Origin of the sequence: Nostoc sp. NOS(2021), from assembly GCF_017115025.1 — a bacterium.
Lineage (GTDB): Bacteria > Cyanobacteriota > Cyanobacteriia > Cyanobacteriales > Nostocaceae > Nostoc.
On sequence record NZ_JABXKM010000186.1, the window covers coordinates 1 to 5,618 of the forward strand.

Here is a 5,618-nt window from a genome sequence, read left to right on the forward strand (position 1 = left end):
GTGTTAGGGGACTTTTGCAAGAGGTTTAAACTAAAAAATACTACAGGTAAAAGGAATATGAAAAAACAAGCGATCGCAGCAGGATTTGTTCTATTTTCTTTCATGTTGCCGACCAAAGCCTCGGCTGCGAGTTTTGATCAGCTTTATGTATTTGGTGATAGTCTTTCCGATACAGGCAATATATATAATGCTTCGGGTGGAACATACCCTCTAAGCCCACCTTACTTTCAAGGACGTTTTTCCGATGGGCCGATCTGGGTGGATTATCTCGGAAATCAGCTAGGATTAAAGTCCACTTTATTCACTACTATTCCTTCCACACCAATTCCTACCCAGGGGATAAACTTCGCTTTCGGTGGTGCTAGCTCTGGTTTAGATAACGCTATCCTTCCCAATGCAAATTTACCGGGAGTGCTTCAACAAGTCCTTGATTTTGCTGGAACTCTGCAAGCAAATCATCAAACTGCTGATCCAAATGCACTTTATACATTATGGGGAGGCGCGGATGATTTATTGTTTGTTAACCCTAAAGATCCGACGACACCAATCAGTAATATATCCGAGGCGTTGAACATTCTCGCAGGAGTCGGGGCGAAAAATATTTTGGTGTTTAATTTGCCAGATTTAGGAAAGCTACCAGCTGATCAAGCCTACAATCTCAACCCTGCAACCCTTAGCGAATCGACTAGTGAGTTTAACTCGGGTTTAGCAACAACTGTCAGCGCTTTGAGTGAAAACCCGGATCTCAACATCATCTCTGTTGATACTTATTCTTTATTTAATCAGGCAAGTGCATTGGGTTTGACAAATGTAACTGAGTCTTGTCTATCTAACCTAGATATATGTAACCCAGGTAACAACACATTTCTGATCTGGGACGGTTTGCACCCAACAACTGCTGCTCATAAGCTGATAGCAGATGCTGCACTGGCGGCGATTGATGCTAAGTCTGTCCCTGAACCTTCGATTAACTTGGGGATTTTAGCCCTTGGTGCTTTTGGTGCGATCGCAGTGCTGAAGCGTCAACAAAAAAATAAAACACTTGTATCAGCAGGTCGGGTTGTTGATGCAAAATTGTCTCATACAATAGTTGAAAATTAAACGAACTGTATTGATGTGGGATTACGATCGCTTATTTCAAATTATTGAAGAATTAGTCATGCATCATTCTCCTAGTGGTGCAGAAGCTGAGATTAACCAGCTGTTGATGCAACGATTTGCGGCGCTAGGTGTGGAAGTATGGTGCGATCGCGCCGATAATATTATTGCGAAAATTCCAGGGAAAAATCCAGACGGAGCGATTGCGATCACCGCACACAAAGATGAAATTGGCGCAATTGTCAAGAGTATCGGTGATCAAGGTCGTGTCAAAGTCAGCAAACTCGGCGGTTCTTTCCCGTGGGTTTACGGGGAAGGCGTTGTCGATTTACTGGGAGATAACGAAACTATCAGTGGAATTCTCAGCTTTGGTTCCCGCCATGTTTCCCATGAATCTCCTCAAAAAGTGCAGCAGGAAGATACTACTGTGAAGTGGGAAAATGCCTGGATTGAAACGAAGCTGACATCTGCTGAATTAGAAGCAGCTGGTATTCGACCTGGAACTAGAATGGTGATCGGTAAGCATCGCAAGCATCCAATTAGGTTAAAGGATCATATTGCCAGTTACACCTTAGATAACAAAGCTTCTGTGGCGATTCTGTTAGCTTTAGCTGAAAACCTAAAACAGCCAGTTGTTGATGTTTATTTAGTGGCATCAGCAAAAGAAGAAGTGGGAGCAATTGGGGCGCTATTTTTCACCCAAAATCAGCGTTTGGATGCCTTGATTGCTTTAGAAATTTGTCCATTATCTGAGGAATATCCTGTTAAAGATGGGGAAAGTCCTGTACTTTTATCTCAAGATGCTTATGGAATATATGATGAGGGGCTAAATGGCCAACTGCGCCATAGTGCCAAGCAATTGGATATGCCAGTGCAGTTAACAACTCTGAGTGGATTTGGTAGTGATGCTTCAATTGCAATGAAATTTGGGCATGTTGGGCGTGCTGCTTGTTTGGCATTTCCTACCCAAAATACACATGGATATGAAATTGCTCATTTAGGAGCGATCGCAAATTGTATTGATTTGTTAAAAGCTTTCTGCGAAACTGAGTTTGAGTGATAATTTGAGGCTTTGATTTGAAGGAGCGATCGCATATCAACCTAAATATAGCTAACATCATCAAATTCATAGTGTGTCATACTCTGCATCATCAGGGTTATCCCAGATTTTGAACAGAACTGGTTCAGAAAGTTTTGCTGCGGCAAAGGTAAGGCTATGGTCTGTATTTTGCTGATCCAAAGAATCAATAAAATCTTCAACTAGCAAAACTTTTTCGGGAGGTAGCTGGCGAATTTTTTGAAGTAACCTTTGCTCTGAAATGCTATCAGCCTGCATTATTTAGATTCTCCTAACCTTGCCTGTATTGGTTGCTTTATGCATTCATTATAGTTTTTAGTTCTCTCTAGCCATGAAGGCGATCGCTAACTGTCTCGATTTGTTAAAAGCTTTCTGCGAAACTATTAGAGGTATAATTGCTGAAATTTCGTGTATTTATTTAAATGCTTACAGTTACACCAGAGGAAATTAGTCAGTTTCGCAGACAGTTGGCGAATAGTCCTGAAGCTTTAACAGCATTGGATACCATAGAAGAGTGTGAAGGCTATTTAGACGATGCAGTTCCACTGCTTGTTATGCGGGAGACTGCACAGGAAGCAGATAGATCGTTAAATGATTTGCTGGAAAAAAGCCGCCAATTCCTCTGTCAGGAGGAAGTTAGACAATTTTTGGAATCTGGATTAATTGCTCCAATTGTAGAACCATTGGCTGTTAGTGCAGGCATTCCTCTAGGTACTGCGACTGCACTGAGTATTTGCGTGTTTAAACTGGGTGCGAAAAAGTTTTGTAAAGTCCCCGAATCTGGTGCTTAAAGTCCAGATGCTGTAAATCCAGCCCAGTAGTAGGGATTTGCAAAAGGTAGGGGTTGACGTTGCTTAATTAATTTCAAAGATTCTTGAAATATGATGCGTTGTCCTACTCTTAGTTGAGCAAGGACTTTTTCAATTTGGGGTTTGTGTTCTTCCAAAAATCTGTCTAATTCTTCAATAGTCAGATTTCGCAGCCAGTTTTGAGCTTGTTTCAGGGCTATGGCAATATCTCCTGCTTCCAGGTTATCAAGTTTGACTAAGTTTTCGTAGAATTTAATCATTAAAAAGCTGGTGGAAAGGTCATCTACTTTCCATAGAGAACTAACGACACTGGGACTACCTGCTAATAGAAAACCGCTAGGTAATCCAATATATTCGTCGCTGGCATTTTGAACATCAATTAATCCAGTTTCGCAAGCGGAAAGGGTGACGAGGCGACATTTTTCTAATTTGAGAGCGAAGATTTTATCTAAGGTAAGGCATTTTTCTAAATCGTGGGTTTCCCCTACTCGCAAATTCAGGTAACGTTCGGAGTCGAGTTTTGTTGGTGTGTCTGCGACGGGTGCATTTGCCAAAATTAAGGCTGAATTACCGGGGTTAGTTAAGTTAAAATACCCATGACAGCTAAAGTGGGTGCAGTGGTAAGTATTTAAGTCAGTATTATTAATAGCTGTGAGTGTCGCTGCTGTTTTTTTCAGAACGTTGGAAGTATTAAAGTAGCTTTGAATAACTTGTACTTCTAAATCGGTGTAATTCAGGTCTTCTGTAGGATTTTGAATTGCAAACAGAGATTGAAAATCAGGACGTTTGCGCTGTTGTACTTGTTGCAGTAGTTGACAACTGGGTGCATAGCTCACACCACCAGCAAATAAATCCAGAAGACAACACGAATTTTCAGAATTTTGACTTACTGGGATTGCATGAAGGGGGAATAAATGCAGGAATTGATGGGGAATTAGGATGAGTTTATCGCAGTGCTTTGGTATCTGGGTTAAGATTTCATCAATATGTAGAATCGAAGCTAATTCTTTGAGTGCTTCCCCTAAGTTATTTCGCCATTGGTCGTTTTGATTGTAGTAATTCTGCAAATATTGATTTACCCAATCATACAAAGCTTGTTGGTCTTCTGGTTGGGATTGCCAAACAGTTACCTCTCCTTGTTTTGTGACAATAAACGCCAAAATTTTATCGTTGAGAATATACCACTCGATAATGGCTGTATGCTCATCCAAAGAACCTTGGAAGGAGTGGAATTTGAAACCATAACCAACAGGTAAGTATTGGTTTTGCAATTCATTACGCTGCTGTCGCAACTGTTGTAGATGTTGTGCAAGGACTTTGGGCTTTTCAGCTTTGCCATTTTGGATTTGATATTGTCCTACGGCTATTTCATCCCTGTATTTTTCTAATTGAGTGAATACTTCTGGAGGGAAGATGGTTTTAGAGTCGCGTTCGAGGATTTGTTCGACTAAATTGCGGGTTTTACTACGTTCAACATATTCAATTGCTTCGGTAATCTTATTTAATTCCCTGCAAACTTCTACCATACAGCTATAAACTTGGTTAAAGTGTTCCGCTTGTTTGCGTTTGCTTTCTTCTCCAGATACTATTTCTTCCCGCAAAGATTCTATAGTGACAATGGCAGACTCAAGAGTATTGTATGCTAAGTCAAACTTGTTTGCGTCTTGGTAAGTTATTGCCAGTTGAAACAAAGTTTCTGCATGAGCTTGAGGCACAACTTCTCTGGTGTCAACAGTTAAAGCAGCAGTATAAGCAGCGATCGCCTGTTCAATGTTATCTGCCCTGTCTCCTTTAATTCTCTGGCTATAGGAAAGTCCGAGATTATATCGCGTCATTGCCCAAGATTGAGGCAAAGCTTCTCTGGTGTAGACAGTTAAAGCAGCAGTAAAAGCCGCGATCGCATTTTCGATGTTATCTGCCCTGTCTCCTTTAATTCTATCCCTGTAGGCAACAGCGAGATTATTTTGCGTCATTGCCCAAGCTTGAGGCAAAGCTTCTCTGGTTCTGATAGTTAAAGCAGCAGTATAAGAAGCGATCGCCTGTTCGATATTCTCTGCCTTGTCTCCTTTGATTCTCTCCTTGTAGGCATTTGCGAGATTATTTTGCGTACCTGCCCAATCTTGAGGCAAAGCTTCCCTGGTGTAGACAGTTAAAGCAGCAGTTAAAGCAGCGATCGCCTGTTCAATGTTATCTGCCCTGTCTCCTTTAATTTTATCGCTGTAGGCATTTGCGAGATTATTTTGCGTTGCTGCCCAATCTTGAGGCAAAGCTTCTCTGGTTCTGACAGTTAAAGCAGCAGTATAAGCCGCGATCGCCTGTTCGATATTATCTGCCCTGTCTCCTTTAATTCTCTGGCTGTAGGCAAGTCCGAGATTATTTTGCGTCATTGCCCAATCAACAGGCAAAGCTTCCCTGGTTGTGACAGTTAAAGCAGCAGTAGAAGCAGCGATCGCCTGTTCAATGTTATCTGCCCTGTCTCCTTTAATTCTTTCCCTGTAGGCATTTGCGAGATCATTTTGCGTTGCTGCCCAATCAACAGGCGAAGCTTCCCTGGTGTGGACAGTTAAAGCACTAGTAGAAGCCGCGATCGCCTGTTCGATGTTATCTGCCCTGTCTCCTTTAATTCTATCGCT

5 protein-coding genes are annotated in these 5,618 nt (G+C 41.6%); 3 read left to right on the forward strand and 2 right to left on the reverse strand.

Annotated elements, in window-relative coordinates; genetic code table 11:
- A partial coding sequence (locus HWQ41_RS21275; protein ID WP_366931692.1) for an SGNH/GDSL hydrolase family protein occupies nt 1-1,101 on the forward strand: 1,101 nt, incomplete at its 5' end.
- A 13-nt stretch (nt 1,102-1,114) separates the two neighbouring features.
- Nucleotides 1,115-2,158: a M42 family peptidase gene (locus HWQ41_RS21280; protein ID WP_292767164.1), complete on the forward strand. Its 1,044-nt coding sequence runs from the start codon at nt 1,115-1,117 to the stop codon at nt 2,156-2,158.
- Between the two features lie 66 nt (nt 2,159-2,224).
- Here the strand turns inward: HWQ41_RS21280 and HWQ41_RS21285 are convergent, their stop codons facing one another.
- A complete protein-coding gene (locus HWQ41_RS21285) occupies nt 2,225-2,434 on the reverse strand; it encodes a toxin-antitoxin system, antitoxin component, Xre family protein (protein WP_292767152.1) in 210 nt (69 codons plus the stop codon).
- Between the two features lie 164 nt (nt 2,435-2,598).
- Between HWQ41_RS21285 and HWQ41_RS21290 the strand changes: the two genes are divergently transcribed.
- The gene (locus HWQ41_RS21290) at nt 2,599-2,967 is read left to right on the forward strand and encodes a hypothetical protein (protein WP_292767155.1); all 369 of its coding nucleotides are present in this window, start codon (nt 2,599-2,601) and stop codon (nt 2,965-2,967) included.
- On the opposite strand, the gene HWQ41_RS21295 is transcribed toward HWQ41_RS21290, so the two are convergent.
- The coding region (locus HWQ41_RS21295; protein WP_292767158.1) for a CHAT domain-containing protein at nt 2,964-5,618 on the reverse strand (2,655 nt) is incomplete at its 5' end. The genes HWQ41_RS21290 and HWQ41_RS21295 overlap by 4 nt on opposite strands.

What these genes read in the sequence shown, in the direction of transcription:
- HWQ41_RS21285 (WP_292767152.1), bottom strand. Translation starts at nt 2,434, where the DNA reads ATGCAGGCTGATAGCATTTCAGAGCAAAGGTTACTTCAAAAAATTCGC.
- HWQ41_RS21290 (WP_292767155.1), top strand. Translation starts at nt 2,599, where the DNA reads ATGCTTACAGTTACACCAGAGGAAATTAGTCAGTTTCGCAGACAGTTG.
- HWQ41_RS21280 (WP_292767164.1), top strand. Translation starts at nt 1,115, where the DNA reads ATGTGGGATTACGATCGCTTATTTCAAATTATTGAAGAATTAGTCATG.